This window comes from Pseudomonas sp. DE0157, from assembly GCF_007678615.1.
Classification (GTDB): domain Bacteria; phylum Pseudomonadota; class Gammaproteobacteria; order Pseudomonadales; family Pseudomonadaceae; genus Aquipseudomonas; species Aquipseudomonas parafulva_B.
Map to the genome: position 1 here is coordinate 308,127 of NZ_VEJN01000002.1, position 25,873 is coordinate 333,999.

The 25,873-nt window shown below is 62.0% G+C and carries 24 protein-coding genes and 1 pseudogene; 14 read left to right on the forward strand and 11 right to left on the reverse strand.

The annotated features are described in order from the left end of the window. Positions 1-104: 104 nt before the first annotated feature. On the reverse strand, positions 105-1,364 hold the full coding sequence (gene rho / locus FS777_RS04155) for a transcription termination factor Rho (protein ID WP_023532437.1): 1,260 nt from the start codon (positions 1,362-1,364) through the stop codon (positions 105-107). A 225-nt stretch (positions 1,365-1,589) separates the two neighbouring features. Beyond that, positions 1,590-1,916: a thioredoxin TrxA gene (gene trxA / locus FS777_RS04160; RefSeq protein WP_058602819.1), complete on the reverse strand. Its 327-nt coding sequence runs from the start codon at positions 1,914-1,916 to the stop codon at positions 1,590-1,592. 256 nt (positions 1,917-2,172) lie between these two features. On the opposite strand from trxA, the gene ppx reads away from it, so the two are divergent. Continuing rightward, positions 2,173-3,675 carry an exopolyphosphatase gene (gene ppx / locus FS777_RS04165; RefSeq protein WP_058638203.1) on the forward strand — a complete coding sequence of 501 codons (1,503 nt, stop codon included), beginning with the start codon at positions 2,173-2,175 and terminating at the stop codon, positions 3,673-3,675. On the opposite strand, the gene ppk1 is transcribed toward ppx, so the two are convergent. After that, positions 3,662-5,905 carry a polyphosphate kinase 1 gene (ppk1, locus tag FS777_RS04170; RefSeq protein WP_058602818.1) on the reverse strand — a complete coding sequence of 748 codons (2,244 nt, stop codon included), beginning with the start codon at positions 5,903-5,905 and terminating at the stop codon, positions 3,662-3,664. The two genes, ppx and ppk1, sit on opposite strands and share 14 nt — an antisense overlap. Before the next feature lie 213 nt (positions 5,906-6,118). On the opposite strand from ppk1, the gene FS777_RS04175 reads away from it, so the two are divergent. Further along, on the forward strand, positions 6,119-6,703 hold the full coding sequence (locus FS777_RS04175; RefSeq protein ID WP_023532679.1) for a DedA family protein: 585 nt from the start codon (positions 6,119-6,121) through the stop codon (positions 6,701-6,703). A 101-nt stretch (positions 6,704-6,804) separates the two neighbouring features. Then, entirely contained in the window at positions 6,805-7,464 is a 660-nt protein-coding gene (elbB, locus tag FS777_RS04180) for an isoprenoid biosynthesis glyoxalase ElbB (protein WP_058638195.1), read from the forward strand. A gap of 54 nt (positions 7,465-7,518) precedes the next feature. Here elbB and FS777_RS04185 read toward each other — a convergent pair whose 3' ends face one another. Beyond that, positions 7,519-7,971, reverse strand: a complete 453-nt coding sequence (locus FS777_RS04185; protein WP_058638196.1) for a YaiI/YqxD family protein — start codon at positions 7,969-7,971, stop codon at positions 7,519-7,521. Positions 7,972-8,123: 152 nt separating this feature from the next. Here FS777_RS04185 and FS777_RS04190 point away from each other — a divergent pair, with 152 nt between their 5' ends. Next, the gene (locus FS777_RS04190) at positions 8,124-10,979 is read left to right on the forward strand and encodes a class I adenylate cyclase (RefSeq protein ID WP_145254085.1); all 2,856 of its coding nucleotides are present in this window, start codon (positions 8,124-8,126) and stop codon (positions 10,977-10,979) included. 32 nt (positions 10,980-11,011) lie between these two features. On the opposite strand, the gene rnk is transcribed toward FS777_RS04190, so the two are convergent. The 3 genes from rnk to cyaY form a co-directional block, all read right to left on the reverse strand. Further along, entirely contained in the window at positions 11,012-11,422 is a 411-nt protein-coding gene (rnk, locus tag FS777_RS04195; RefSeq protein ID WP_058638197.1) for a nucleoside diphosphate kinase regulator, read from the reverse strand. A gap of 218 nt (positions 11,423-11,640) precedes the next feature. Then, on the reverse strand, positions 11,641-11,862 hold the full coding sequence (locus tag FS777_RS04200; RefSeq protein ID WP_058602813.1) for a DUF1289 domain-containing protein: 222 nt from the start codon (positions 11,860-11,862) through the stop codon (positions 11,641-11,643). A 1-nt stretch (position 11,863) separates the two neighbouring features. After that, positions 11,864-12,196, reverse strand: a complete 333-nt coding sequence (gene cyaY / locus FS777_RS04205; RefSeq protein WP_023532439.1) for an iron donor protein CyaY — start codon at positions 12,194-12,196, stop codon at positions 11,864-11,866. A 244-nt stretch (positions 12,197-12,440) separates the two neighbouring features. Between cyaY and FS777_RS04210 the strand changes: the two genes are divergently transcribed. Genes FS777_RS04210 through FS777_RS04235 form a run of 6 tightly spaced genes read left to right on the forward strand, consistent with a single transcriptional unit; the run spans position 12,441 to position 17,063 of the window. Further along, positions 12,441-12,656, forward strand: coding sequence for a lipoprotein (locus FS777_RS04210; RefSeq protein WP_058638864.1), 216 nt, complete (start codon positions 12,441-12,443; stop codon positions 12,654-12,656). Positions 12,657-12,665: 9 nt separating this feature from the next. Further along, a complete protein-coding gene (gene lysA / locus FS777_RS04215) occupies positions 12,666-13,913 on the forward strand; it encodes a diaminopimelate decarboxylase (protein ID WP_058638863.1) in 1,248 nt (415 codons plus the stop codon). A gap of 4 nt (positions 13,914-13,917) precedes the next feature. Continuing rightward, on the forward strand, positions 13,918-14,748 hold the full coding sequence (dapF, locus tag FS777_RS04220) for a diaminopimelate epimerase (protein WP_058602810.1): 831 nt from the start codon (positions 13,918-13,920) through the stop codon (positions 14,746-14,748). Between the two features lie 13 nt (positions 14,749-14,761). Next, a complete protein-coding gene (locus tag FS777_RS04225; protein WP_145254087.1) occupies positions 14,762-15,472 on the forward strand; it encodes a DUF484 family protein in 711 nt (236 codons plus the stop codon). After that, on the forward strand, positions 15,472-16,368 hold the full coding sequence (gene xerC, locus FS777_RS04230; RefSeq protein ID WP_058602808.1) for a tyrosine recombinase XerC: 897 nt from the start codon (positions 15,472-15,474) through the stop codon (positions 16,366-16,368). Before FS777_RS04225 ends, xerC begins: the two co-directional genes overlap by 1 nt. Further along, positions 16,368-17,063: an HAD family hydrolase gene (locus tag FS777_RS04235; protein ID WP_058638861.1), complete on the forward strand. Its 696-nt coding sequence runs from the start codon at positions 16,368-16,370 to the stop codon at positions 17,061-17,063. The genes xerC and FS777_RS04235 overlap by 1 nt, the downstream gene beginning before the upstream one ends. Positions 17,064-17,140: 77 nt before the next feature. Here the strand turns inward: FS777_RS04235 and sutA are convergent, their stop codons facing one another. From sutA to glnK, 3 genes are all read right to left on the reverse strand, one after another. Then, a complete protein-coding gene (gene sutA / locus FS777_RS04240) occupies positions 17,141-17,470 on the reverse strand; it encodes a transcriptional regulator SutA (RefSeq protein WP_023532471.1) in 330 nt (109 codons plus the stop codon). 505 nt (positions 17,471-17,975) lie between these two features. After that, positions 17,976-19,307, reverse strand: coding sequence for an ammonium transporter (locus FS777_RS04245; protein ID WP_058602806.1), 1,332 nt, complete (start codon positions 19,305-19,307; stop codon positions 17,976-17,978). A gap of 47 nt (positions 19,308-19,354) precedes the next feature. Further along, entirely contained in the window at positions 19,355-19,693 is a 339-nt protein-coding gene (glnK, locus tag FS777_RS04250; protein WP_002555808.1) for a P-II family nitrogen regulator, read from the reverse strand. 363 nt (positions 19,694-20,056) lie between these two features. Here glnK and FS777_RS04255 point away from each other — a divergent pair, with 363 nt between their 5' ends. Next, positions 20,057-20,314, forward strand: a complete 258-nt coding sequence (locus FS777_RS04255) for an accessory factor UbiK family protein (RefSeq protein WP_058602805.1) — start codon at positions 20,057-20,059, stop codon at positions 20,312-20,314. A 35-nt stretch (positions 20,315-20,349) separates the two neighbouring features. On the opposite strand, the gene FS777_RS04260 is transcribed toward FS777_RS04255, so the two are convergent. Continuing rightward, a complete protein-coding gene (locus FS777_RS04260) occupies positions 20,350-22,359 on the reverse strand; it encodes a DUF4034 domain-containing protein (RefSeq protein WP_078479464.1) in 2,010 nt (669 codons plus the stop codon). Positions 22,360-22,591: 232 nt separating this feature from the next. On the opposite strand from FS777_RS04260, the pseudogene FS777_RS04265 reads away from it, so the two are divergent. From FS777_RS04265 to FS777_RS04275, 3 genes and pseudogenes are all read left to right on the forward strand, one after another. Further along, positions 22,592-24,081, forward strand: a pseudogene (locus FS777_RS04265) (YifB family Mg chelatase-like AAA ATPase). Between the two features lie 117 nt (positions 24,082-24,198). Continuing rightward, entirely contained in the window at positions 24,199-24,975 is a 777-nt protein-coding gene (locus FS777_RS04270) for an alpha/beta fold hydrolase (protein WP_145254090.1), read from the forward strand. Beyond that, positions 24,975-25,772: an SDR family NAD(P)-dependent oxidoreductase gene (locus FS777_RS04275; RefSeq protein ID WP_145254092.1), complete on the forward strand. Its 798-nt coding sequence runs from the start codon at positions 24,975-24,977 to the stop codon at positions 25,770-25,772. Before FS777_RS04270 ends, FS777_RS04275 begins: the two co-directional genes overlap by 1 nt. Positions 25,773-25,873: the final 101 nt, after the last annotated feature.

The following is a 25,873-nucleotide window of genomic DNA, read 5'->3' on the forward strand; positions in this document are numbered from 1 at the left end:
AAAACTGATCAGGGCCGCTTCGCGTCCCATCGCAGCCGGTCCGGGGCACCGGACCGACTGCGATGGGCTGCGAAGCGGCCCCGTTCGATTCAGACCTGAAACGCTTACTTGCGCTTCATCGACAGGAAGAACTCGTCGTTGGTCTTGGTCTGCTTGAGCTTGTCGACCAGGAACTCGATGGCAGCGATCTCGTCCATCGGGTGCAACAGCTTGCGCAGGATCCACATGCGTTGCAGTTCGTCGTCAGCGGTCAGCAGCTCTTCGCGGCGAGTACCCGAACGGTTGATGTTGATGGCGGGGAACACACGCTTTTCAGCGATACGACGGTCCAGGGGCAGCTCCATGTTACCGGTGCCCTTGAATTCCTCGTAGATCACCTCGTCCATCTTCGAACCGGTTTCGACCAGCGCGGTGGCGATGATGGTCAGCGAGCCGCCTTCCTCGATGTTACGGGCGGCCCCGAAGAAGCGCTTGGGCTTTTCCAGGGCGTGGGCGTCGACACCACCGGTCAGCACTTTGCCCGAGCTTGGAATGACCGTGTTGTAGGCGCGTGCCAAGCGGGTGATGGAGTCGAGCAGGATGACCACGTCCTTCTTGTGCTCGACCAGGCGCTTGGCCTTCTCGATGACCATTTCGGCCACTTGCACGTGACGGGTTGGCGGCTCGTCGAAGGTAGAGGCAACCACTTCGCCGCGTACGGTACGCTGCATCTCGGTCACTTCTTCCGGGCGCTCGTCGATCAGCAGAACGATCAGGTGGCACTCAGGGTTGTTACGGGTGATGTTGGCTGCGATGTTCTGCAGCATGATGGTCTTGCCCGCCTTGGGCGGGGCGACGATCAGGCCACGCTGGCCCTTGCCGATCGGGGCGCACAGGTCGATGACACGGCCGGTCAGGTCTTCGGTGGAGCCGTTGCCAGCCTCCATCTTCAGGCGCTTGTTGGGGAACAGCGGCGTCAGGTTTTCGAACAGGATCTTGTTCTTGGCGTTTTCCGGCCGGTCGAAGTTGATGGTATCGACCTTCAACAGGGCGAAGTAACGCTCCCCTTCCTTCGGCGGGCGGATCTTGCCAACGATGGTATCGCCGGTACGCAGGTTGAAGCGGCGGATCTGGCTAGGCGAAACGTAGATATCGTCAGGGCCGGCCAGGTAGGACGCATCAGCAGAACGCAGGAAACCGAAGCCATCCTGGAGAATCTCCAGCACGCCGTCACCCGAGATCTCTTCGCCGCTTTTCGCATGCTTTTTCAGCAGGGAGAAAATCACGTCCTGTTTGCGCGAACGGGCCATGTTCTCGATGCCCATTTGTTCGGCCATTTCCAAAAGATCGGTAATCGGCTTTTGCTTGAGTTCAGTCAGGTTCATAAGGGGAATGACGTAATCATGTAAGAAGGGAGAATTAAGCTTCTGGCTTAATGAAGCCGCGCCGCTAGATGGCGAAAGGATCGCGTACTGATTCGAATTGGGGATGCTTCGGCGACGGCATGTAGAGGGCACTGAAGAAGCAGTGCGAGGCCGAATGTAACACTTGCTTTTTTGTGCGTCTAGTGCTCTGGAAAAGAAAAGCCCCGCATTTGCGGGGCTTTTTCATCACAGGTGGGCGTCGAGAAACGCTGCCAGCTGCGATTTGGACAAGGCGCCGACCTTGGTGGCTTCGACGTTGCCGTTCTTGAACAGCATCAGCGTCGGGATACCACGCACGCCGTGCTTGGCTGGGGTTTCCTGGTTTTCGTCGATGTTCAGCTTGGCAACGACCAGCTTGCCTTCGTACGTAGTGGCGATGTCGTCCAGAACCGGAGCGATCATCTTGCACGGGCCGCACCATTCAGCCCAGTAGTCGACCAACACCGGGCCTTGAGCCTGAAGCACTTCGGCATCGAAGGTGGCGTCGGTGACGTGTTTGATTTTGTCGCTCATGGAAATCTCCAAGGTCGTAAGCACGGAAAACGTTGCCCATCATAGCCGCCCCCGCGGTCGACAGGAAGCCGCAGACGATTGAGTGTAACTATAGTTGTGCAAGAGCACTCGAATCGAAACTGTCACATCGCCGTCATCCAATCGAATGGCATATTGCCGTATATCAAGCTCACCGCGCAGGCCAGGTGCCACGCGTTGGCGACCAGCCTGCTATCGTGGCACGATTGCCAGGTTAATGACCGAGAACTTCCAGATCATGCCGCATACAACCGCGAAGAACCTGTCCCTGATAGCCGCCATCGACCTTGGCTCCAACAGCTTCCACATGGTCGTGGCCAAGGCCCACCACACCGAAATCCGCATTCTCGAGCGGCAGGGCGAGAAGGTACAGCTGGCCGCCGGCATCGATGAGGAGCGCAAGCTCAGTGAAGAAGCCATGGAGCGCGGCCTTGAGTGCCTCAAGCGCTTCGCTCAGCTGATCAACGGCATGCCCGCAGGCTCGGTGCGCATCGTCGGCACAAACGCCTTGCGTGAAGCGCGCAACCGCAACATCTTCATCCAGCGTGCCGAAGCCATCCTTGGCCACCCGGTGGAAGTCATTTCAGGCCGCGAAGAGGCCCGCCTGATCTACCTGGGCGTTTCCCACACGCTGGCCGATACCCCAGGCAAGCGCCTGGTGGCGGACATCGGCGGCGGCAGCACCGAATTCATCATTGGCCAGCGCTTCGAGCCCCTGTTGCGCGAGAGCTTGCAGATGGGCTGCGTCAGCTTCACCCAGCGCTATTTCCGTGACGGCAAGATTACCCCGGCGCGATATGCACAGGCGTATACGGCCGCCCGGCTTGAGCTGATGAGCATCGAGCATGCCCTGCACCGCCTGACCTGGGATGAAGCCATCGGCTCGTCCGGCACTATTCGTGCCATCGGCGCCGCCATTAGGTCCGCAGGCCTGGGCAATGGTGAGGTGAATGCCGACGGGCTGGCCTGGGTCAAGCGCAAGCTGTTCAAGCTGGGCGAAGTCGACAGGATCGACTTCGATGGGGTCAAGCCGGATCGGCGCACCATCTTCCCGGCGGGCCTGGCCATCCTCGAAGCGATCTTCGATGCCCTGGAGCTGCAGCGCATGGACCACTGCGACGGTGCGCTGCGTGAAGGTGTGCTGTTCGATCTGCTTGGACGGCATCATCATGAGGACGTACGCGAGCGTACCCTCAACTCGCTGATGGAGCGCTACCACGTCGACCAAGGCCAGGCCGCCAGGGTCGAGCGCAAGGCACTGCATGCCTTCGACCAGGTGGCCGAGGCATGGGACCTGCAGGACGGCAACTGGCGCGACCTGCTGGGTTGGGCAGCCAAGGTCCACGAGATCGGCCTGGACATCGCCCACTATCATTACCACAAGCACGGCGCGTACCTGATCGAGCACTCCGACCTGGCAGGCTTCTCGCGCGAGGATCAGCAGATGATGGCCTTGCTGGTGCGCGGCCACCGCCGCAACATTCCCAAGGACCGTTATGCCGAACTGGGGGATGAAGGGGTCAAGCTGCTGCGCCTGTGCGTGCTGCTGCGCTTCGCCATCCTGTTCCACCATATCCGGGGCACGCAGCAGATGCCCAAAGTCGAGCTCAAGGCGGCCGACAACCGCCTGGAAGTGGTATTCCCGGAAGGTTGGCTCGAACAGAACCAGCTGACCCAGGCCGACTTCGCCAACGAGGCGGAGTGGCTGGCCCGGGTCGGCTTCGTCCTCAGCGTACGTTAAGGACCGGGTTGCTCAGGCGCTCCAGCAGGGTCGCCTGGGCACTGCGCGGGTTCTGGTTACCCGTTGGACTGCTGCGCACATAGCGCCCGTCTGGCTGAAGGGTCCAGGCGTGGGTGTTGTCGGTCAGGTACGCCTCCAGTTCCTTCTTCACCCGCAACAGCAGCTTCTTGCCCTCGACCGGGAAGCAGGTCTCGACCCGCTTGTCGAGGTTGCGCTCCATCCAGTCGGCACTGGAGAGGTAGATCTGCTCTTCACCGCCATTGAGGAAATAGAACACACGGGTGTGTTCCAGGAAGCGGCCGATGATCGAGCGCACCTGGATGTTATGTGAAACCCCTGGAATCCCTGGACGCAGGCAGCACATGCCACGCACGATCAGGTCGATCTTCACCCCCGATTGACTGGCCTTGTACAAGGCCTTGATGACCTTCGCATCGGTCAGCGAGTTGAATTTGGCGATGATGTGCGCCGGCTTGCCGTCCAAGGCGAACTGGGTTTCGCGGGCGATCATGTCCAGCATGCCCTTTTTCAAGGTGAACGGCGCATGCATCAGTTTCTTCATGCGCAGGGTCTTGCCCATGCCGATCAACTGGCTGAACAGCTTGCCGACGTCCTCGGTGAGCGCATCGTCGGAGGTGAGCAGGCTGTAGTCGGTGTACAAACGGGCGTTGCCAGCGTGGTAGTTGCCGGTCCCCAGGTGCGCATAACGTACGATCTCGCCCTGCTCGCGGCGCAGGATCAACATCATCTTGGCGTGCGTCTTGAAACCGACCACGCCATAGATCACCACCGCGCCTGCCGCTTGCAGGCGGCTTGCCATCTGCAGGTTGGACTCCTCGTCAAAGCGTGCACGCAGTTCGATCACTGCGGTGACTTCCTTGCCGTTGCGCGCTGCATCGACCAGCGCATCGACGATTTCCGAGTTGGCGCCGGAGCGGTACAGCGTCTGGCGTACGGCCAGGACGTGCGGGTCCTTGGCTGCTTGGCGCAACAAGTCGATGACCGGCGTGAACGACTCGAAGGGGTGCATGAGCAGGATGTCCTGCTTGCTGATCACGCTGAAAATATTGTCGGCGTTCTGCAGCAACTTCGGGATGGCCGGGGTGAACGGCACGTATTGAAGCTCGGGGTGGCTGTCCAGCCCGGTAATGCTGAACAACCGCGTCAGGTTGACCGGCCCGTTGACCTGGTACAGCTCGCTTTCGCTCAGGCTGAACTGCTTGAGCAGGTAGTCCGACAGGTGCTTGGGGCACGTATCGGCGACTTCCAGGCGCACGGCATCGCCATAGCGGCGCGAGAACAGCTCGCCACGAAGCGCCCGGGCCAGGTCGTCGACTTCCTCGGAATCCAACGCCAGGTCGGCGTTGCGGGTCAGGCGGAACTGGTAGCACCCCTTGACCTTCATGCCCTGGAACAGGTCGTCTGCGTGGGCGTGGATCATCGACGAAAGGAAGACATAGTTGGCACCGGTGCCACCCACTTCCTCAGGCACGCGAATGACCCGTGGCAGCAGCCGCGGTGCCGGAATGATGGCCAGGCCTGAATCGCGGCCGAAGGCATCGACGCCTTCGAGCTCGACGATGAAGTTCAGGCTCTTGTTCACCAGCAACGGGAATGGGTGGGTAGGGTCCAGGCCGATCGGGGTGATGATGGGCGCGATCTCGTCGCGGAAGTAGCGACGCACCCATGTCTTGAGCTTGGGTGTCCAGTGACGACGACGAATGAATCGAATCTGGTGTTTTTCCAGCTCCGGCAGCAATACATCGTTGAGAATCGCGTATTGGCGATCGACCTCGATATGCACCAGTTCGCTGATGCGCGTGAGGGCCTGGTGCGGCTGCAAGCCGTCGGCGCCGGCCTGCTCGCGAGCGAAATTGATCTGTTTCTTAAGCCCAGCCACACGAATCTCGAAAAACTCGTCCAGGTTGCTCGAGAAAATCAGCAGGAACTTCAGGCGTTCGAGCAGCGGGTAGCTTTCATCCAGCGCCTGCTCCAGTACCCGGATGTTGAACTGCAGTTGGGACAGTTCGCGATGAATGTACAGGCTGGTATCGTCCAGGCCGGGCACGGCGATGGGCGGTGCCGGGGCCGGCGTGGGCGTCGCTGGCTCCGCTGCAGGCTCTACAGCGACCTGGGACCCGGGTGGCAGATCAGGCGGGGTCTGCACCAGCTCCTCTGGAAGCTCCTTGGCATCCTTGATCAAGACAGGGGGAAGCACTTCGTTATTCATCTGGCGGTCCTGAGGACGTTAACGCCCTATCATCAATTGAGCGGCAAGATAAGCGCCCATTATGACGCCTGTGTTACACGCCAGGGCAAGCCATGGCACACGGTTGCAGACATTGTGGTGGCGGGCACTGTTCACGTCGAGACACATTTGGACACTTTCCCGAACGCACGCGAAGGGGTAGGCTGCGCGTTCATTTCGCCAGCACCTCAGAAAATGCTCCAACAATTCCTGCAGGATTTCGGCTACTTTGCCCTTTTTCTAGGCACCTTCTTCGAAGGCGAGACCATTCTGGTCCTTGCAGGCTTTCTTGCGTTCCGCGATTACATGGACATCAAGCTGGTATGCCTGGTGGCATTCATGGGCAGCTATGCCGGTGATCAGCTGTGGTATTTCATGGGTCGTCGCCATGGGCGCAAGATTCTGGCGCGCAAGCCCCGCTGGCAGGCAATGGGCGACCGCGCCCTGGGCCACATCCGTCGCCATCCCGATATCTGGGTGCTCAGCTTCCGCTTCGTTTACGGGCTTCGCACGGTAATGCCGGTCGCAATCGGCCTCTCGGGCTATCCGCCGCGGCGCTACCTGCTGCTCAACGGCATCGGGGCCGCGATCTGGGCCATCGCCCTGGGTGCTGCGGCCTATCATTTCGGCGCAATCCTCGAAGGCCTGCTGGGCAATATCAAGCGCTACGAACTGTGGGTACTCGGTGCCTTGCTGGTGCTTGGCGTAGGCCTGTGGCTGCACCGGCGCTTTCGTACGCTGCGGGCAGAGCGCCGGGCTGCGCGCGAGTCCCAGGACTGAACACCTGCACCGCGGCACACTCCAACAGACATGGACCATCCCGCACTGCGCCGCGCTGCCAGCCTGACGGGTATCAAGCGCTTCGACCTGGAGTAATGAGCATGACAAAAAAAGTGGCGGTGATTCTTTCTGGCTGTGGCGTTTATGACGGTGCAGAAATTCACGAAAGCGTGATCACCCTGCTGCGCCTGGACCAACGCGGCGCGCAGGTGCAGTGCTTTGCACCGAACATCGCGCAGATGCATGTCATCGACCACCTGACCGGCAACGAGATGCCCGAGTCGCGCAACGTGCTGGTGGAATCTGCCCGTATTGCGCGTGGCGATGTGAAAGACATCCGTGAGGCGCGCGTCGAGGACTTCGACGCGTTGATCGTTCCGGGCGGCTTTGGCGCAGCCAAGAACCTCTCGGACTTTGCCGTAAAAGGCGCAGACTGCACTGTCAATCCGGATGTCCTGGCGTTGGCCGAGGCGTTCGCCGCTGCCTGCAAGCCAGTTGGCCTGATCTGTATCTCGCCTGCACTGGCTGCCAAGATCTATGGCCCTGGCGTGGTCTGCACCATCGGTAACGACGCCGATACCGCTGAGGCCGTCGTCAAGATGGGCGGCACCCACGAAGAATGCGACGTGCACGACATCGTCGAGGACCCGCAGCGCAAACTGGTGACCACTCCCGCCTACATGTCGGCAAAGACCATCAGCGAAGCCGCTAGCGGGATCTACAAGCTGGTTGATCGCGTGCTGGAGCTGACCCACGAGTAAGCTCCGCTTGCCCGGCTGGAGCGCCTGACCGGGTGGTTGACGCTCTACTGGATATCAACGCACCGATAGCCGAGTGATAATCCGGTCCAGCGCATTGGCAAACGCCTGTTTTTCGCGATCCCCATAGGGCCCCTGCCCGCCGCCCGACTGGCCCTGTTCACGCAGTTCGGTGAACAGGTTGCGCGTAGCCAGGCGCTCGCCCATGTTGCGCTCGTCGAACTCGCGCCCGCGCGGGTCCAGCGCCGCTACGCCTTTCTTCACAAGCCGGTCGGCCAGCGGTACGTCGCTGCAGACGACCAACTCACCCGGCACGGCATGCTCGACGAGATAATCGTCGGCCGCATCCATGCCGCTGGGTACCACGATCAGTTGTACGATGCCGAAGGCTGGCTTGGCCACCGCCTGACCCGCGACCATGACCACTTCGAACTTGCGCTTGAGGGCGAACTTGACGATCAGGTCCCTGGCGGCCTTTGGACACGCGTCGGCATCGATCCAAACACGCATGATTTACCTCACGTTGTCATTTAGCCAGCCATGATGCACTACCCCACAGGTTGCAGGAACTCGCGCAAATGGCCTCAGTACTCAATGAGCCTGCGTGGGCCGTATCGTTCAGGCTACACTCGCCCCAGCTTCAGCGGACTGATGAGCGCAAAATGAATTGTCCCGACGAGATCCAACTGGACCTGGACAACGGGATCGACCGTAAGCAGCTGGCCACCTTGCGCGGGCGCTATCTACAGATCAACGCAGGCCGCCTGCAGCGGGCAATGGCCGGTTTGCCCTCCCGCCAGCAGCAGGTGCTGACCGTGCTGCCAGTGCTGTTCCATGTGAACCATCCGTTATTGCCCGGCTATGTTTCGTCGATGACGCCGGCAGGGATCTGCGACTTCGAGCCAAGCGGCGACCAGGTATTCGAAGCCCAGCGCCTGGCACGTGCCTTCAGCTACAAAGCCCGCGACAACACCTCTGCACGGTCCATCGACGGGCTGTTTCTAATCGGCAGCCTGGGCACGCTTGCCCAGGCTGAGGACAGCGACATCGATGTGTGGGTATGCCATACCAGCGACCTGGAGCACGAAGCGTTGGAGTCACTGCAGCGTAAATGCCAGTTGCTGGAGACCTGGGCCGCGAGCCAGGGCGCCGATACGCATTTCTTCCTGATTGACACCCAGGCGTTCGCTCAAGGCCAGCGCACAGGCCAACTCGGCACCGACGATTGCGGCACCACGCAGCATTATCTTCTGCTGGACGAGTTCTACCGCACGGCCCTCTGGTTGGCAGGTCGGACGCCACTGTGGTGGTTGGTGCCGCCCGATCAGGAGTGCGCTTACCCGGCCTACGCCCAGGCCCTGCTGGCAAAGCGTTTCGTACGCCCTGGGGAAGCGCTCGATCTGGGCCACCTGGCGCAGATCCCAGGCCACGAATTCATTGGCGCCGGGCTTTGGCAGCTGTTCAAAGGTATCGATGCCCCTCACAAGTCCTTGCTCAAACTGCTGCTGGCCGAAGCCTATGCCAGCGAATACCCCACCGTGCGGTGCCTGAGCCTTGACTACAAGCAAGCGGTGTTCGCCAATCAGCTCGACCTTGACCGTCTCGATCCTTACGTCATGGTCTACCGACGGATCGAGCGCTACCTGATACAGCGCGGTGAGCTGGCTCGGTTGGAGCTGGTGCGGCGCAGCTTGTACCTGAAAGTGAACGGCAAGCTCAGCGAACAGGGGCGCGCCGAGGGCTGGCAACGCCGCCTGCTGCGCAGCCTGACCGACGCATGGGGATGGGGAGGCGCGCAGCTGGCCATGCTCGATGGACGCCCTGGCTGGGGGGTGCACCAGGTTACCCTGGAGCGCCGCGAACGGGTGGCCGAGCTCAGCCGCAGCTACCGGTTTCTGGTGCAGTTCGCACGCGCTCACGACGCGACCAGCCGCGCTGACCTGCGCGAGCTCAGCTTGTTGGGGCGGCGCCTGCAAGCGGCATTCGAACGCCGTGCAGACAAGGTGGAAATCCTCCAGGGCGACCGTGCTTGCGACCTGGCCGAACAAACCGTGACGTTGGCCCAATCACCCAGCCGCAGAGCGCCAGGCAGCCACCCCTGGGCACTCTACAGCGGTAACCTGCATGGCCATGAGATGGAACTCGCCAACCCGATCAAGCGCTGCTGGCACCTTGTGGAACTGTTGGTCTGGGCCCATTGCAATGGCGTGATAGACAGCCACACACGACTGGCGCTTCATCCGGGCATCAGCGATCTGAAAGAGCCTGAATTGCAGGGCCTGCTCGCGAGCCTGCAGCAACTCATCGTGTTGCCGCTGCTGGCCGTCAGCGAGATGAGGCTATTGCAGCCAAGCGCTGCCGACGATGTGCTGCTGCTGATCAACGTGGGCATCGACCCCCTGCCCCACCACCGTGAACTGGATATCCTGCTGACCACTGAACGTACCGACTCGCTCAGCTACGGTGGCCTGCGGGAAAACCTGGTATTGACGGTGGACCAGGTCACGATCAGCTCCTGGAACGAGGTGCTGGTACACCGCTACGACGGCGAGCACGCGCTGATGCGATGCCTGCGCGACTTCATCAACCTGCCGAAACAGGCAAGCGGCTGGCCCAACGTGCGGGCGCACTGCTTTGCCCAGCACCGGGCGCAGGCCATCAGTCAGCGTGTCGCCGAGCTCTTCCAGACCGCGCGGCAGTTGCACGAACAGGAGGCCCCTGGCCGTTACCTGGTGCAAGTGGCGCACCAGGTTCATGTGCTGGAGTGGCTTGGGGGCAAGGTCGTCCTCACAAGCCTGGACGATCATGATGCGCTACTCGCGTTCCTGGGCCAGGCGCGCAGCACCTACAGCCCTGTGTATCTGGACGCCAATGCCCTGGCGGACACCGATGTGGGCCTTGTGCTCGAGCAAGCCCGCCGCGACTGCGTTCAGGTCTTCTATCGACTATTCGACAACTGGGCCGAGCTCTACGTGCTGGATGAATGCAACGCCTTGTGGCACGAGCGCGTGCCGTTGCAGGACGAACCTCATCTTCTGCTGCCGCTGCAACGCTTTCTGGCATCGGTCTTGCGACGACGCGAGGCGCAGGTGCCTTATGGTGCAAGGCAAGCAGCACGCCTGGACATCGCGTACGCGCAGCTGCTCGGGTCTGGATCAGGCAGGGCACGGGGCCTGGAGCAGCGGGTGGCACCGGATGCGGGGAACGCGCAGCCCTACTACGACGTCCAGGCCATGCTTCACGCCGACACCGACGGTGCCACGCACGTGACCTTGTTCTGCGAAGAGCAGGAGTTCTCCGAGCTCGACCATGGGCCGAGCCTGTATGGCGTGGTGGCCCGGAAAATCATCGCCCAACGGCGAAACGCGGGCCAGTATCGGTGCTACATCACCGATCTGGATGTTTCCGGGTTGCTCGATGGCCACCATGCCACGACGCAGGTCCACCTGAACTACAAACGGACGCTTGAGCAGGCCTTGAATGAGGGGCTACGGCAGGTGCTGGCGAGCCAGGCTTAGGCACTGGCCGCGCCAGCGGTGCGTTGCAAGCACTAAAGGTCGAAATCGCCCGCCGCTTCCGGCTGGTACTCGACTTCCAGCAACTCCAGCTTGAGGGTCTTGCCCCCTGGCGCCGGCCAGTCGATCTGCTCACCCACCGACAACCCGAGCAAGGCACAGCCGATGGGCGCCAGGACCGAGACCTTGCCGTCTGGCCCGGCATCCTTGGGGTAGACCAAGGTCAGGTGGTAGTCCTTGCCACTGGCTTGCTCGCGGCAATGCACGCGCGAATTCATGGTCACCACACCTGCCGGTACCTCATCATGACCTACCACCTGCTCGGCACGGTCGAGCTCGCCGCTGAGCGCGAGCACGCCAGGGGTACTTTCGTCGAGGCTATCGAGCAGACGCTCCAGACGTTGTACATCCAAACGGGTGAGGATAAGGGAAGGCTTGGTGCTCATGATCCAGTCAGACTCCTTTGAACAGGCAGTTTTTCGATGCACAGATAAAGCGAAACCCCGCCCTGAGCGCGTAGTGCTGTTCACTTGAGATTGTTGGGGCTGCTGTGCAGCCCTAAGTGACCAGCATTACGCCCAAAGGCGGGGTTTTCGAATGCTTTGGCGTCATCGACGCAAGCCCCGACACTACCACAGCGGGGCAAATACTCAAGCCCTTGCTATCAGTGTGCCTTACGGTCGCGAAGCGCAGTGGCTTCACGGCAGATCTGCCGACGGCGCTCGTCATCGGCAGAGCGCCATTCGCGGATATGTTCCACATGCCGATGACAGCCGGTGCACACGCGCTGCTCGTCAAGGCGGCAGATGCTGATGCACGGCGATGGCACCGCTGGGCTGACGTTGCTGTAAAGCGGTTTGGGGGGCCGAACGGGTGCATTGCTCATGTCAGATGTCGTCGAAATCCAGCTTTTCGCCGGCTCGCTCCCACACGATGCGCTCGAGCATTTCACCTAGCAGCTCTTCGCTCTTCTCGCACACCCACTTGCCGCTCTCTTCGTCATAGTCAAAGTGGAAGCCGCCTGACCGATCGGCCAGCCACAGCTGGCGCAAAGGCTCCTGGCGGCTGAAGATCAGCTGGGCTCCACCTTCGAACTTGACGGTAAGCACCCCAGCGGAGTTCTCCATGTCCAGGTCCAGCCCGCTTTCGTCGAACAGGTCTTCCAGCGCCTGCTGGGTAGCGTCGACCAGATCATGGAAACGCGCTTCACTCAAACTCATTGCAGGAACCTCGAAATTGGCGGCGTGACAGGCAAGCCGGGCACGATACGGGCGCTGGCCGATGAATGCAAAGGTTTAGCCAGGGTCCTTGCAGGCCACTTCGCTCGCAATGCAGCCCTGACGGCAAACAGGTGCAGGTCGGCACCAAGGATAGCCTGCCCGGCGGGCCGGTACTTGCATAGGCAAGCCGCCGGTCGCTCGGTATACTCGGGCTCAATACTGCATTTTTCTAAGGATTTCATCCATGAAGCGCCTGATTTCCTCCCTCGCGGCGCTGGTCGCTGTTGCCTGCCTCGTTTCTGCATGCGGCCAGAAAGGCCCGCTGTACCTGCCCGATGACGGCAAGGACCGCAAAGACGCCCACTCGGCGCACCAGCACCAGACCAAAGCCAAGTCAGCACAGACCGAGGAGCAGCAAGACACGCTGCAGTCCGAGCCTGAGCAGTCGCCTGAGCAATAAGGGAATCGGATGAACGTCTTCAATTACCGCGACGGTGAACTGTTCGCGGAAGGGGTGTCCCTGTCGGCGATCGCCGAGCGGCACGGTACCCCCACCTACGTGTATTCGCGCGCCCACATCGAGGCCCAGTACCGCAGCTACACCGATGCCTTGCAAGGGTGTGAACACCTGGTCTGCTTCGCCGTCAAAGCCAACTCGAACCTGGGCGTGCTCAATGTACTGGCGCGCATGGGTGCAGGCTTCGACATCGTTTCAGGTGGCGAACTCGAGCGCGTGTTGGCTGCTGGCGGGCGCGCCGACCGCGTGGTGTTTTCCGGCGTGGGCAAAACCCGCGAAGACATGCGTCGTGCGCTTGAAGTGGGCGTGCATTGCTTCAACGTCGAGTCCACCGACGAGCTGGAGCGCTTGCAGCAGGTGGCCGCCGAAATGGGCAAGGTCGCGCCCGTCTCGCTGCGGGTCAACCCGGACGTGGATGCAGGTACCCACCCGTACATTTCCACCGGGCTCAAGGAAAACAAGTTCGGCATCGCCATCGCCGATGCAGAGGCCATCTACGTGCGGGCCGCTCAGTTGCCCAACCTGGACGTAGTCGGGGTCGATTGCCATATCGGTTCGCAGCTGACCACCGTGGAGCCCTTCCTCGATGCGCTGGACCGCTTGCTGGTACTGGTCGACCGCCTGGCAGAATGCGGTATCCACCTGCGCCACCTGGACCTGGGCGGCGGGGTCGGCGTGCGCTACCGCGACGAAGAACCACCGCTGGTAGCCGATTACATCCAGGCCATTCGCACGCGCCTGGGCGATCGAGACCTGGCACTGGTGTTCGAGCCGGGGCGCTATATCGTGGCCAACGCTGGCGTGCTGCTGACCCGTGTGGAGTACCTCAAGCACACCGAACACAAGGACTTCGCCATCATCGATGCGGCCATGAACGACTTGATTCGCCCAGCCCTGTACCAGGCCTGGATGGGCATCTGTGCAGTCAAGCCGCGTGAGGGCGAAGGTCGTCCGTATGACCTGGTCGGTCCGATCTGCGAAACCGGCGATTTCCTGGGCAAGGACCGAGTCCTGAACCTTGCCGAAGGTGACCTGCTGGCCGTTCAGTCAGCAGGCGCCTATGGTTTCGTGATGAGCTCCAACTACAACACCCGTGGCCGTTGCGCGGAAATACTGGTCGACGGCGACCAGGCTTTCGAAGTACGCCGCCGGGAAACCATCGCCGAATTGTACGCTGGCGAAAGCCTGCTGCCGGAGTAAGCCCATGCTGCTGCGTTTTACCAAGATGCATGGGCTGGGCAACGACTTCATGGTCCTGGACCTGGTAAGCCAGCATGCCCACATCCAGCCCAAGCACGCCAAGCAGTGGGGCGATCGCCACACGGGCATCGGCTTTGACCAGTTGCTGATCGTCGAGGCGCCAAACAACCCGGAAGTCGATTTCCGCTACCGTATCTTCAATGCCGACGGCTCCGAAGTTGAACAGTGTGGCAATGGTGCACGCTGCTTTGCGCGGTTCGTGCTCGACAAGCGCCTGACCGCCAAGAAGCGCATACGTGTGGAAACCAAGGGCGGCATCATCGTGCTGGACGTGCAGAACGACGGCCAGGTCAGTGTCGACATGGGCCCGCCACGCTTCGTCCCTGCCGACATCCCGTTCGTCGCCGACGCGCAGTCGGTGAGCTACCCGCTGGAGGTGGACGGTAAGGTGCATTCGATTGCAGCGGTGTCCATGGGCAACCCTCACGCCGTACTGCGCGTGGACGATGTGGTCAGTGCCCCTGTGCATCAGCTGGGGCCGAAGATCGAAAACCACCCGCGCTTCCCCCAGCGCGTCAATGCCGGCTTCCTGCAGGTCATTGACCGCCACCGCGCCAACTTGCGCGTGTGGGAGCGCGGTGCTGGGGAAACCCAGGCGTGTGGTACCGGGGCCTGTGCAGCTGCCGTGGCTGCCATCAGCCAGGGCTGGATGGACTCGCCCGTCTCCCTTGACCTGCCGGGCGGGCGCTTGCATATCGAGTGGGCCGGGCCAGGCAAGCCGGTGGTGATGACCGGCCCAGCCGTACGCGTCTACGAAGGACAGGTTCGATTTTAAGCGAGTAACCGTCATGACCGATCACCCCAAGGATATACCCCAGCAGGCCGCTGAGCTCGATGCCCAAGCGGTGGTCGCTTACCTGCGTGCTCATCCGACCTTCTTCACCGAGCATGATGAACTGCTGGTCGAGCAGCACATTCCACACCAGCGCGGTGACAGTGTTTCCTTGGTCGAGCGCCAGCTCAAGTTGCTGCGCGACCGCAACATCGAGATGCGCCACCGCCTTTCGCAGTTGATGGACGTGGCCCGTGACAACGATCGGTTGTTCGACAAGACCAGACGCCTGATCCTGGACTTGCTCGACGCCACCACGTTGGAAGACGTGGTGATGGTCGTCGAGGACAGCCTGCGTCAGGAGTTCCAGGTGCCTTTCGTCAGCCTGATCCTGTTTGGCGACAACGTGGCGCCCGTGGGGCGCTGGGTCAGCAACGCCGAAGCCCAGCAAGCGATCGGCCCGCTGCTCGGTAGCGGCAAGACCGTCAGCGGCAGCCTGCGTGATCATGAGCTGGCGTTTTTGTTCGGTGAGGAGCAACGCCGCGACGTAGGCTCCAGCGCAGTGGCGACCCTGGAGCACCAGGGGCTGCATGGTGTGCTGGCCATTGGTAGCCGCGACCCGCAGCATTACAAGAGCAGTGTCGGCACGCTGTTCCTGAGCTATATCGCCGAGGTGCTGGGCCGTGTGGTCCCCCGCGTCAGCCAAAGCCTGCGCCCGGTGCGCTGATGGAGCGCCAGCTGGAGGCTTACTGCGCACACCTGCGCAATGAGCGCCAGGTTTCCGAGCACACGCTTGTGGGCTACCGTCGGGACCTGGAGAAGGTCATGGCCTACTGCAGCGAGCAGGCTATCGGGGGCTGGCAAGCCTTGCAGATTCAGCACCTGCGCCAGTTGATCGCGCGCCAGCATCACCAGGGCCAGTCTTCGCGCAGTCTGTCCAGGCTGCTATCGGCGGTGCGAGGGCTGTACCGTTACCTCAACCGCGAAAAGATCTGCCAGCACGATCCTGCCAATGGCCTGAGCGCCCCCAAGGGGGAGCGTCGATTGCCCAAGGTGCTCGACACCGACCGTGCCTTGCAACTGCTCGATGGCGGCGTGGACGATGATTTCATTGCCCTGCGCGATCAAGCCATCCTCGAATTGTTCTACTCCTCAGGCCTGCGCCTTTCGGAGCTGACCAACCTTGATCTCGACCATGTCGACCTGGCCGGTGGCCTGGTACAGGTGCTGGGCAAAGGCGGCAAAGCCCGCGTGCTGCCGGTAGGGCGCAAGGCGCGGGAGGCGCTGCAGGCGTGGTACCGCGTGCGTGGCGCCGGCAACCCCAGGGATCGCGCCGTATTCATCACTCGGCAAGGCAATCGCATCAGCCCACGCGCCGTGCAACAGCGGGTCAGGGTGGCCGGAGAACGCGAGCTGGGCCAGCATTTGCATCCGCACATGCTTCGCCATTCCTTCGCCAGCCACGTGCTGGAATCGTCCCAGGACTTGCGCGCTGTACAGGAAATGCTCGGACACGCCGACATCGGCACGACGCAAATCTATACGCACCTGGATTTCCAGCACCTGGCAACGGTGTACGACAGCGCCCATCCCAGGGCCAAACGCAGCAAAGGCACCGACTGATGAACATCAAGCTGATCACCTTCGACCTCGACGATACTCTGTGGGACACAGCGCCGGTCATTGCCAGTGCCGAGGTTGTGCTGCGCGACTGGCTTCAAGCCAATGCCCCGTTGCTGGGCGACGTGCCTGTCGAACATCTGTTCGCCATCCGTGAACGGATCGTCCTGGCAGAACCCGAGCTCAAGCACCGCATAAGCGCCTTACGCCGCCGCGTGCTGACCTGCGCCCTCGAAGATGTCGGCTACGGCCAGACGCAGGCGCAACAATTGGCCGAACAGGGGTTCGAGGTGTTCTTGCAGGCCAGGCACAAGGTCGAGATTTTCCCGGAAGTCCAGCCGATGCTGGAATTGCTGAGCCAGCATTACGCCCTGGGCGTCATCACCAATGGCAATGCCGATGTCAGCCGGCTGGGGCTGGCCGACTATTTCCGCTTCGCCTTGTGCGCGGAGGACCTGGGTATCGGCAAGCCCGACCCTGCCCCGTTTGAAGAGGCCCTGCGGCGCAGCGGCGTGCCTGCCAGCGAAGCGGTGCACGTCGGCGATCATCCTCGCGATGACATTGCCGGTGCTCAGCGCGCCGGGCTGCGCGCTGTCTGGTTCAACCCCCAGGCCAAGGCATGGGTCGGTGAACAAGCGCCCGATGCCGAAATTCAGCGCCTGTCGCACCTGCACGAGGTGCTTGCTCGCTGGCAATGACCTCGCCGACAGCACCTCGCCGCGCAAACCAGGCATAAAAAAACCCGCAGCGACGGCGGGTTTTTCGAGGGCATCGCTTATATAGGGCGACTGCCGTATTTGTTGTCCGGCTTCTTGGGTGGGTCGGCGACCACGTTGGCCTCGACTTCCTGAACCTTGCCACCACGCGACAGGAACTCTTCCATGGCCTTGGCCAGGGCATCGCGCTCCTTTTGCTTGGCTTCCAGGCTGGGCATCTCGTCTACCGAGACAGCCGCCTTGGATTTGCCCTTGGCAGCGGGTGCAGGACTGCTGTCGTCGTCGCCAGCGTCTTCTGCAACATCATCGGCAGCCGCTTCCAGGCCGTCGTCAGCCTCGTCTTCATCACCGACCTCGAGGTCATCATTTTCCAGATCGTCGTCGCTCATGTTCTACCTCATGACGTGCAAAAGCAGGTTAGTTAGAGACCAGTGCAGCCGTAGACCGGCAGCTCTTCGTGAAAATTCAACTGGCCGTGGGTCCGACCTCGGCCTTTGGGGCAACACATCTGACGGACGGCTGTACCCTGGTGGGCCTGCACGTGGCAGTGCCGCACAAAACCTGTGGCCCCTGCTGGGCCACGCGCTTTTTAGCAAGCCCGGCAAAGGCTGGCAGGGGTGATGAATGCATGATCCAACACCCTTCGGCGCGCATTCTAGCGCGCTCGCAGAAAAAGCAAAGCGCCATGAATGCCCCAACTTTTGTAAGTTTTGTACCCGTGTCACAAACAGGCGGGATAAACCGTTTGCGCGCCTGAAAATACTGGGCAAATGATTAAAAAAGGCAGCAGGTGAGCCACATGCCAGCCCATGCCCCGGACGCCTGCCCAGGCCGACCCCAACCACAAGACGAAAAAATGCCCGGCAAGCCGGGCACATTTCTGCAGCTTCGTTGTTACAGGTTGTAGCCGCGTTCGTTGTGCTGCGCCAGATCCAGACCAACGGCTTCTTCTTCTTCGTTGACCCGAAGCCCCATCACCAGGTCCAGGACCTTGAGGATGATGTAGGTGACGATGGCGGTGTAGGCCACGGTGAAAATCACGCCCTTGGCCTGCACCCAGACCTGCATGCCGATATCGGTGACCGCGCCGAAGCCGCCCAGCGCCGGGGCTGCGAACACACCGGTCAGAATGGCGCCGACAATACCGCCGATGCCGTGTACGCCAAATGCGTCCAGGGAGTCGTCGTAGCCGAGCTTGCGCTTGAGGCTGGTGGCGCAGAAGTAGCAGATCACGCCCGATGCCAGGCCGATGACCAGAGCGCCCATCGGCCCCACCGTGCCCGCTGCCGGCGTAATGGCGACCAGGCCGGCGACCACGCCCGATGCGATACCCAGCGCACTGGGCTTACCGTGACCGATCCATTCGGCGAACATCCAGCCCAACGCCGCAGCAGCCGTGGCGATCTGGGTGACCAGCATGGCCATGCCTGCAGTGCCGTTGGCCGCAGCCGCCGAACCCGCGTTGAAACCGAACCAGCCGATCCACAGCATGGCCGCGCCCATCAGCGTGTAGCCCAGGTTGTGCGGTGCCATGGGTGTGGTCGGGTAGCCTTTGCGCTTGCCCAGCACCAGGCAGCAGACCAGGCCTGCGATACCGGCATTGATGTGCACGACGGTGCCACCCGCGAAGTCCAGCACGCCCCAGTCCCACATCAGGGCACCGTCACCGCTCCACACCATATGGGCGATCGGCGCATAGACGAGGGTGAACCAGATGCCCATGAACACCAGCATGGCCGAAAACTTCATGCGCTCGGCGAAGGCGCCCACGATCAAGGCCGGTGTGATGATGGCGAATGTCATCTGGAAGGTGATGAACACCGCTTCGGGGAACAGCGCCGTGGCCGAGGTCAGGCTGTCAGGCGTCACGCCGCTGAGAAATGCCTTGGAGAAGCCGCCGACGAAGGAATTGAAGTTGAGAACGCCCTTCTCCATACCGGTGGTATCGAAGGCCATGCTGTACCCGTAGACGACCCAGAGAATGCTCATCAAGCCAGTGATGGCGAAGCACTGCATCATCACCGACAACACGTTTTTCGAGCGCACCATGCCGCCATAGAACAGCGCCAGGCCTGGGATGGTCATGAACAGCACGAGCGCCGTGGCGGTGAGCATCCAGGCGGTGTCGCCGGAGTTGAGTGCTGGCGCGGCCTCCTCTGCTAGGGCAAGCCCTGGCATGACGAAGGACAATAGGGCTCCTAGCCCTGCGATCTTACGCAGAGTCATATTGTTTTCTCCTGGGGCGTTGGGTTTGGTGAGGCTTGTGTTGCTGCTTAGATCGCGTCGGTATCGGTCTCGCCGGTACGGATGCGGATCGCCTGCTCCAGATTCACCACGAAGATCTTGCCGTCACCGATCTTGCCGGTGTTGGCAGCCTTGGTGATGGCCTCGATTACCCGATCCAGGTCTTTGTCATCGATGGCAACATCGATCTTCACCTTGGGCAGGAAATCGACCACGTATTCGGCACCGCGATACAGTTCGGTGTGACCCTTTTGACGCCCGAAGCCTTTGACTTCGGTGACGGTGATGCCCTGCACGCCGATTTCCGACAGTGACTCGCGCACGTCGTCCAGCTTGAACGGCTTGATGATGGCTGTGACTAGCTTCATGAAACTCTCTCCCGATTTGGTGGACTTGCCCCAGGAAAACAAACCCGTCTCAAGTCTAAGCGCAGCGGTTGCCTTTTGTAACGCGTCGTCGGCATGCGCACTGCCTGGTCACAAGGAACTGCATCAGTGCATGGCTCGCTTAGCACTTTGCAGAAACCTTGCCAGGTCTGTGAAAGCCAGCAAAATCAGACCTTTGGTCACATTGCACGGCTTTGGCCCATCGCCACTACGCAGCCTGTGCACTCATACGGTGCGAAGCCGACACTGCCGTTGCGCGAAAAATGTGCAACGCCGCCTTGTCATTGGAGGCATCGGGGTGCGTGGTACACTGGCCGCCATTTCCCGACACCGGTGGACACCTTCATGCTCGCGCCCAAAGCCCTTCTCGATGCCCTGAGCGACCAGGCCTCGCGCCTGTTCAGCAGCGACAACACCCAGCCTCGGGCCGAGCTGGAAAGCCAGTTCAAGGCCCTGATGCAGGGCGCTTTGAGCAAGCTCGACGTGGTCAGCCGCGAGGAATTCGATAGTCAGATGGTTGTGCTGGCACGCACCCGGACTCGCCTGGAGGCGCTGGAAAAACAAGTCGCCGAACTCGAAGCGCGCCTGGAAGCTAAACGCTGACGCCTAGGCTGAGTGAATCAGCCTCTTATCAGGTTTCAGCGCGCTTCAAGCCTGCGGGCCGGTCGATCCAGGCCAGGTTTGGGCGGCAGTTCGCTGGGGCGTAGGGTGCCCCGGAACAATGCAGCACCGTATTGCGTGAACAGGGTGCGTACCCTGTTATGCGAATTGAGGACTTCGGCGTGAATGTCTTCGATGGCAGTGTCGCCAGGTCGCAGACTCGCCGCGTGGGTCACCCACTCGATGGCTGCGTAGCGGCTTTGCCTGCGTGTACCTTGCCCCTGCATCCAGGCAAGCCCCAGCTCGGCACTGGCACGCGCCGCAATAGCGCTGTCCGGGTGTTCCACCAGGCTGAGCAAGTAGGCGACCGCCTCGGCTCGCTCACGCGGCTGGCCAAACTGGCGCAGCAATATGCCCAGGTGCAACCGTGCGCAGGCATTGGTCTGAGCATTGCCCAGGGCGTCTATCAACAGGCACCTGACCTCAAGCACCTTGTCTCGATCACCAAAGTTCGTCCCCCCTTGCATCTGCAGGCAGGCCAACCGGTATTTGGCTTGGCGACTGCCCGTCTGAACGGCGCGCAGCAACCATTGCTCAGCCACTTCACGGTCCAGATATCGCCCAGGGGTATCGTTCCACTCACCCTGGTGCAGTTCGAACAGGCTCAACGCCGCACCTGACAGGGCTTGCTCGGCGCCGCCCTGAAGCAAAAAGTAGGCGACCTCATGCCGACCGTAGGACCAGAGCAAGCGGGACAGTTCCAGGATTTTCAGGCCCGGCGCCTGGCCCGCCCGCTGGCGCTTGATCGCAATCGCCAGCCAGCGCTTGGCTTGATCGCCGCTGCGCGCCAGGCCCCACAAGCCAAAGTGATGACCCGCGGCCCGCAGCGCACAGGCAGCGGCGTGAGAGCGGCCATCGCTCAGGCGAAGGATCGCGGTATTGAGCAATGCCTGTTCGCGCGCGGGCGTGCTCGTCAAAGCCGTGATGACCAAATGCCGAAGCGGCGGCCCCAGCGCCTGGATGCCGCCCAGGTCGGCAGGGCATGCAAGGCTCTGGGTAAAATCGGCCAGTGCCTTGTCGTGATCGCGCAAAACGCTCGCCTGCAAGGCACCGCGCCATGCCAGCATCACGGCAGTATCCCTGGGCCGCAGTGGTCGCACAGCCCAGTCTTCGAACAACTGCTGGTACTTGGCCACGGCGCTTGGGCGCTCGGCACTCGGAAGTTTCAAGCGTGCCTCGACGGCCATCCATCGCAGTGCATTGCGCAACGGCTCGCTCCAGCCCCGGCAGGGCGGCGTGTTGACCAACCGCTCGACGGACTCGACTTGCCCACGCCGGTCCTGCAACAGATACAACGCATGGGCCTTGATGGCCTCGAAGCAGCCCGGCCGTGCGGCCAATGCCTGGCTCAGCCAATAGGCCTGCGGTTCCTGGCGCTCGGTGCGCGGCGCGAGCCCATCGGGCAACATCCGAGGCAGCTCGGCCAAGGGCATCACCCCATGCCTGACCAAATACGGCGCCGCAGCCTCCTGCACCTCTACATCCGCACGTGCACTGGGCCTGAAGCGGGCAGGCTGTTCATTGAACAGCTCCATCAGCCAGCCCGGCTCGCGGAACCTGGCACTGAGCAACTGCAAGCCTATGGAGGCCGCAACCGGTCGCTCCGAACGGGCCAGGGCTTTGAGTAAATGGGCAGTGGCGGTTTCGCACATTTGCTCTATCGCCAGCCAGCGTGCCGGTGTGCGGGCGCCGCCCTGGTCCACCTGGCAGGCACGGTTGAGGCAATAAAAGCCCATGACGACCTGCGGGTGATAGGCCCTGGGGCAGGCATCGATCCAGGCACGAAGGACCTGGCTCAGCGCCCTGTCCCCCTGGTCCGGGTCGATCAGCAGATGGCGCTCGACAGCTGAGAGGTAAGCTGGGAACTCACCCGGAGGGGCTTGGTGCCAGCGGGCCTCCAGGGAATCGAAATAGCGGTTGAGCTCGACGAACGCATTGGTCTGAACCAGTTCGCGAATAACCTCACGGGTGTGGGTGAGCGTTTGCACAGCGCAATACCTCAAGTCCATTTCAAGGTCGAAGCGGTGCCATCCCATGGCATCGGTGGTTTGCTTGAACAACACTAAGCCAAAGAAGGTCGCTGCGCAAAGCTATTGGATCCATTTCCAGGCGCTACTTAGGCGGAAATGATCAGAAGCACACTGGTAACCCCACCGCCATCCTGGCTCGCTATGCTTGGTCCATCCGCAGGAAGCGGTCTTGGCAGCGAATGGAGCGCCCATGTCTTTAGCCCTTGTCCACAGCCGCGCCCAGGTAGGCGTACAGGCCCCGGCCGTCAGCGTCGAAACCCATTTGGCCAATGGCTTGCCTCATCTCACATTAGTCGGCTTGCCCGAAACCACGGTCAAGGAAAGCAAGGACCGCGTGCGCAGTGCCATCGTCAACAGTGGCCTGAATTACCCTGCGCGGCGCATCACGCAAAACCTCGCACCCGCCGACCTGCCCAAGGACGGTGGCCGCTATGACCTGGCCATCGCCTTGGGCATCCTGGCGGCCGACGCCCAGGTGCCCGTTGGTGCCCTGACCGAGCTCGAATGCCTGGGCGAGCTGGCGCTGTCGGGCACGTTGCGGCCGGTGCAGGGCGTCTTGCCCGCAGCACTCGCCGCACGCGAGGCTGGCCGAGCGCTGGTAGTACCCCGTGAAAATGCCGAGGAAGCCAGCCTTGCCAGCGGTTTGGTGGTGTATGCCGTCGGCCATCTATTGGAGCTGGTGGCCCATCTGAACGGGCAGGTACCGCTACCTGCCTATGCCGCCAATGGCTTGCTCCTGGACCCTCGCCCCTATCCCGACCTGAGCGAGGTGCAGGGCAACTGGCCGCCAAACGCGCGCTGCTACTGGCCGCTGCCGGGGCGCACAACCTGCTCTTCACCGGGCCGCCGGGCACTGGCAAAACCTTGTTGGCCAGCCGCCTGCCGGGCCTGCTGCCACCGCTGGATGAGCATGAAGCCCTGGAAGTCGCCGCCATCCAGTCGGTCAGCGGCCACACCCCGCTGAGCAGCTGGCCACAGCGACCGTTTCGCCATCCTCACCATTCCGCCTCCGGGCCTGCGCTGGTGGGTGGTGGAAGCCGGCCGCAGCCCGGGGAAATCACCTTGGCCCACCACGGGGTGCTGTTTCTGGACGAGTTGCCCGAATTCGAGCGCCGGGTACTTGAAGTGCTGCGTGAACCCTTGGAATCTGGCGAGATCGTGATCGCCAGGGCGCGGGATAAAGTGCGCTTCCCTGCCCGCTTTCAGTTAGTCGCCGCCATGAACCCCTGCCCCTGCGGCTACCTGGGCGACCCCACAGGGCGATGCCGTTGCAGCACCGAACAAATCTCCCGTTATCGCAATAAACTGTCAGGCCCGCTGCTGGACCGGATCGACTTGCACCTGACCGTGGCGCGCGAGAGCACCACACTCAACAATCGGCCCTGCGGGCAAAGCAGTGCCGACGTCGCCCTCCAGGTCGCGCACGCCCGGGACGTGCAACAGCGTCGGCAAGGGTGCGCCAATGCATTCCTCGACCTGGACGGGCTGCGCCAGCACTGTAGCTTGGCAGCACCTGATCAGGCTTGGCTGGAAGGCGCCTGTGAACGGCTGACGCTGTCGCTGCGAGCAGCACACCGATTGCTCAAGGTCGCCAGGACACTGGCAGACCTTGAGGGATGCACGGCGATTGGCCGGGCGCATCTGGCCGAGGCCCTGCAGTACCGTCCTGGGGGTGGCTGAAAGGAAACCTGGATGCCCACCCCGCAGAAACAATGCTGCCCAGTGCCCGCAGCGCCTGAATGAACTTCCCCAGCCGCTTCGCTTTCCATCTATAAAGCGAACGATTTCAGGTGCTCGATGCTCCCACACAGCCAGCAAGGCCGCGGTCCCGTTACCTTCGTGTTGATGCATTTTCTGGGCGGCTCGCACCGAACATGGTCCGCCACCCTCCCTTACCTGGACCGAGCGCATGCTTGCGTCGCCCTGAACACACCCGGGTACGGCGATGCCAATGCCGTCACCGGTTATACCGTCGACGAAATGGCCGACCAGGTCGATGCCAGCATTCGTGAGCTTGGGCTCAAGCACTGCATCCTTGTTGGCCACTCGATGACCGGAAAAGTCGCGGTCGTGCTGGCCGCTCGCCGCCTGGACTACCTTCAGGGCCTGATCCTGGTCGCCCCATCACCCCCTGGCCCCCAGCCGATGAGCGATGAAGACCGCGACCAGCAACGGGCCTACACCGCCAGCCGGGAGCAAGCCGAAGCCTTCGTCGATGACTCGAGCTACCACAGGCTGCCCGATGCCCTGCGCGAAGTCGCCATCGCCGACGCCCAGGCCGTCAACCTCGACGCCTGGCGTGCCTGGGTCGATCACGGCAGCCGCGAAGACTGGAGCGATCGCATCGGCCTGCTGCCCTATCCGGCCCTGCTGATCTGCGGCGCCGATGACCAGCAGGTGCCCGACGCCCAAGAGCAGCAACGGACGACCTTGTCGCACTTCCCTAACAGCACTGTGCTTACCCTGCCTGGTGCGGGGCACCTGATGCCTTACCAGACCCCTCAGGCATTGGCCGAGCCGATGCTTGATTTCGCAAGACCTATCGCTGCTAAACTTTCCCTGGGAGATCGTTGATGGATTTAGGTTTGAAAAACCGTGTGGCCTTGATCAGCGGCGCAGCTGGCGGCATTGGCCTGGCCACCGCTCGCCTCCTCGCCGAGGAAGGTGTGAAGCTGGTATTGACTGACATCGACCAAGGTAAACTCGAAGATGCCGCCAAGGCGTTGGGTGGCGCGCCCTTGCTCATAGCGGCGAACATGACCCGCCAGGACGAGGTGAACAACTTGGTCCGGCAAGCCGAAGAGCGTTTTGGCCAAGTGGACATCGTGGTGCACACTGCGGGTGTGACAGGCGCCAAGGGTGACCCGCTGGAAATGAAGGACGAGGACTACCAGGAAGCCTGGGATACCGACTTCTTCACCGCCGTGCGGGTGGCGCGGGCCACCCTTCCGGCGATGCGCAAGCGAGGTTGGGGACGGTTGGTGTGCATCACCTCCGAGAATGCCGTGCAGCCTTACTGGGAAGAGGCTGTGTACAACGTCGCCAAGGCCGCACTGGCTGCGTTCATCAAGAACCTGTCCTACAAAGAGGCGGCGCATGGGGTGCTGTGCAACACGGTGTCGCCTGCCTTCATCGAGACCAACATGACCGATGGCATGATGAAACAGCGCGCCGAAGAGAAAGGCGTGAGCTTCGAGGAGGCTATCGAAAGCTTCCTCGAAGAGGAGCGGCCCGGCATCGTGCAGAAGCGTCGAGGCAAGCCTGAAGAGGTCGCGGCCGCGATCGCGCTGCTGGTTTCGGAGCGGGCTTCGTTCATCAATGGCAGCAACCTGCGGGTCGATGGCGGCTCGGTGCAAAGCGTCCAGAACTGAACCAGCACGGGTGCTCGGGCCGGGGCGGGCCCGAGCGCGCTCCGCGCCCCAAGCGCCAGATCCACCATCCAGCCGCCAGGAACGTTAAACTGCGCAGGCCG

Excerpts from the sequence above, each read along its gene's own strand:
- rho (WP_023532437.1), bottom strand. The coding sequence starts at position 1,364 with ATGAACCTGACTGAACTCAAGCAAAAGCCGATTACCGATCTTTTGGAA.
- trxA (WP_058602819.1), bottom strand. The coding sequence starts at position 1,916 with ATGAGCGACAAAATCAAACACGTCACCGACGCCACCTTCGATGCCGAA.
- ppx (WP_058638203.1), top strand. The coding sequence starts at position 2,173 with ATGCCGCATACAACCGCGAAGAACCTGTCCCTGATAGCCGCCATCGAC.
- ppk1 (WP_058602818.1), bottom strand. The coding sequence starts at position 5,905 with ATGAATAACGAAGTGCTTCCCCCTGTCTTGATCAAGGATGCCAAGGAG.
- FS777_RS04175 (WP_023532679.1), top strand. The coding sequence starts at position 6,119 with ATGCTCCAACAATTCCTGCAGGATTTCGGCTACTTTGCCCTTTTTCTA.
- elbB (WP_058638195.1), top strand. The coding sequence starts at position 6,805 with ATGACAAAAAAAGTGGCGGTGATTCTTTCTGGCTGTGGCGTTTATGAC.
- FS777_RS04185 (WP_058638196.1), bottom strand. The coding sequence starts at position 7,971 with ATGCGTGTTTGGATCGATGCCGACGCGTGTCCAAAGGCCGCCAGGGAC.
- FS777_RS04190 (WP_145254085.1), top strand. The coding sequence starts at position 8,124 with ATGAATTGTCCCGACGAGATCCAACTGGACCTGGACAACGGGATCGAC.
- rnk (WP_058638197.1), bottom strand. The coding sequence starts at position 11,422 with ATGAGCACCAAGCCTTCCCTTATCCTCACCCGTTTGGATGTACAACGT.
- FS777_RS04200 (WP_058602813.1), bottom strand. The coding sequence starts at position 11,862 with ATGAGCAATGCACCCGTTCGGCCCCCCAAACCGCTTTACAGCAACGTC.
- cyaY (WP_023532439.1), bottom strand. The coding sequence starts at position 12,196 with ATGAGTTTGAGTGAAGCGCGTTTCCATGATCTGGTCGACGCTACCCAG.
- FS777_RS04210 (WP_058638864.1), top strand. The coding sequence starts at position 12,441 with ATGAAGCGCCTGATTTCCTCCCTCGCGGCGCTGGTCGCTGTTGCCTGC.
- lysA (WP_058638863.1), top strand. The coding sequence starts at position 12,666 with ATGAACGTCTTCAATTACCGCGACGGTGAACTGTTCGCGGAAGGGGTG.
- dapF (WP_058602810.1), top strand. The coding sequence starts at position 13,918 with ATGCTGCTGCGTTTTACCAAGATGCATGGGCTGGGCAACGACTTCATG.
- FS777_RS04225 (WP_145254087.1), top strand. The coding sequence starts at position 14,762 with ATGACCGATCACCCCAAGGATATACCCCAGCAGGCCGCTGAGCTCGAT.
- xerC (WP_058602808.1), top strand. The coding sequence starts at position 15,472 with ATGGAGCGCCAGCTGGAGGCTTACTGCGCACACCTGCGCAATGAGCGC.
- FS777_RS04235 (WP_058638861.1), top strand. The coding sequence starts at position 16,368 with ATGAACATCAAGCTGATCACCTTCGACCTCGACGATACTCTGTGGGAC.
- sutA (WP_023532471.1), bottom strand. The coding sequence starts at position 17,470 with ATGAGCGACGACGATCTGGAAAATGATGACCTCGAGGTCGGTGATGAA.
- FS777_RS04245 (WP_058602806.1), bottom strand. The coding sequence starts at position 19,307 with ATGACTCTGCGTAAGATCGCAGGGCTAGGAGCCCTATTGTCCTTCGTC.
- glnK (WP_002555808.1), bottom strand. The coding sequence starts at position 19,693 with ATGAAGCTAGTCACAGCCATCATCAAGCCGTTCAAGCTGGACGACGTG.
- FS777_RS04255 (WP_058602805.1), top strand. The coding sequence starts at position 20,057 with ATGCTCGCGCCCAAAGCCCTTCTCGATGCCCTGAGCGACCAGGCCTCG.
- FS777_RS04270 (WP_145254090.1), top strand. The coding sequence starts at position 24,199 with ATGCTCCCACACAGCCAGCAAGGCCGCGGTCCCGTTACCTTCGTGTTG.
- FS777_RS04275 (WP_145254092.1), top strand. The coding sequence starts at position 24,975 with ATGGATTTAGGTTTGAAAAACCGTGTGGCCTTGATCAGCGGCGCAGCT.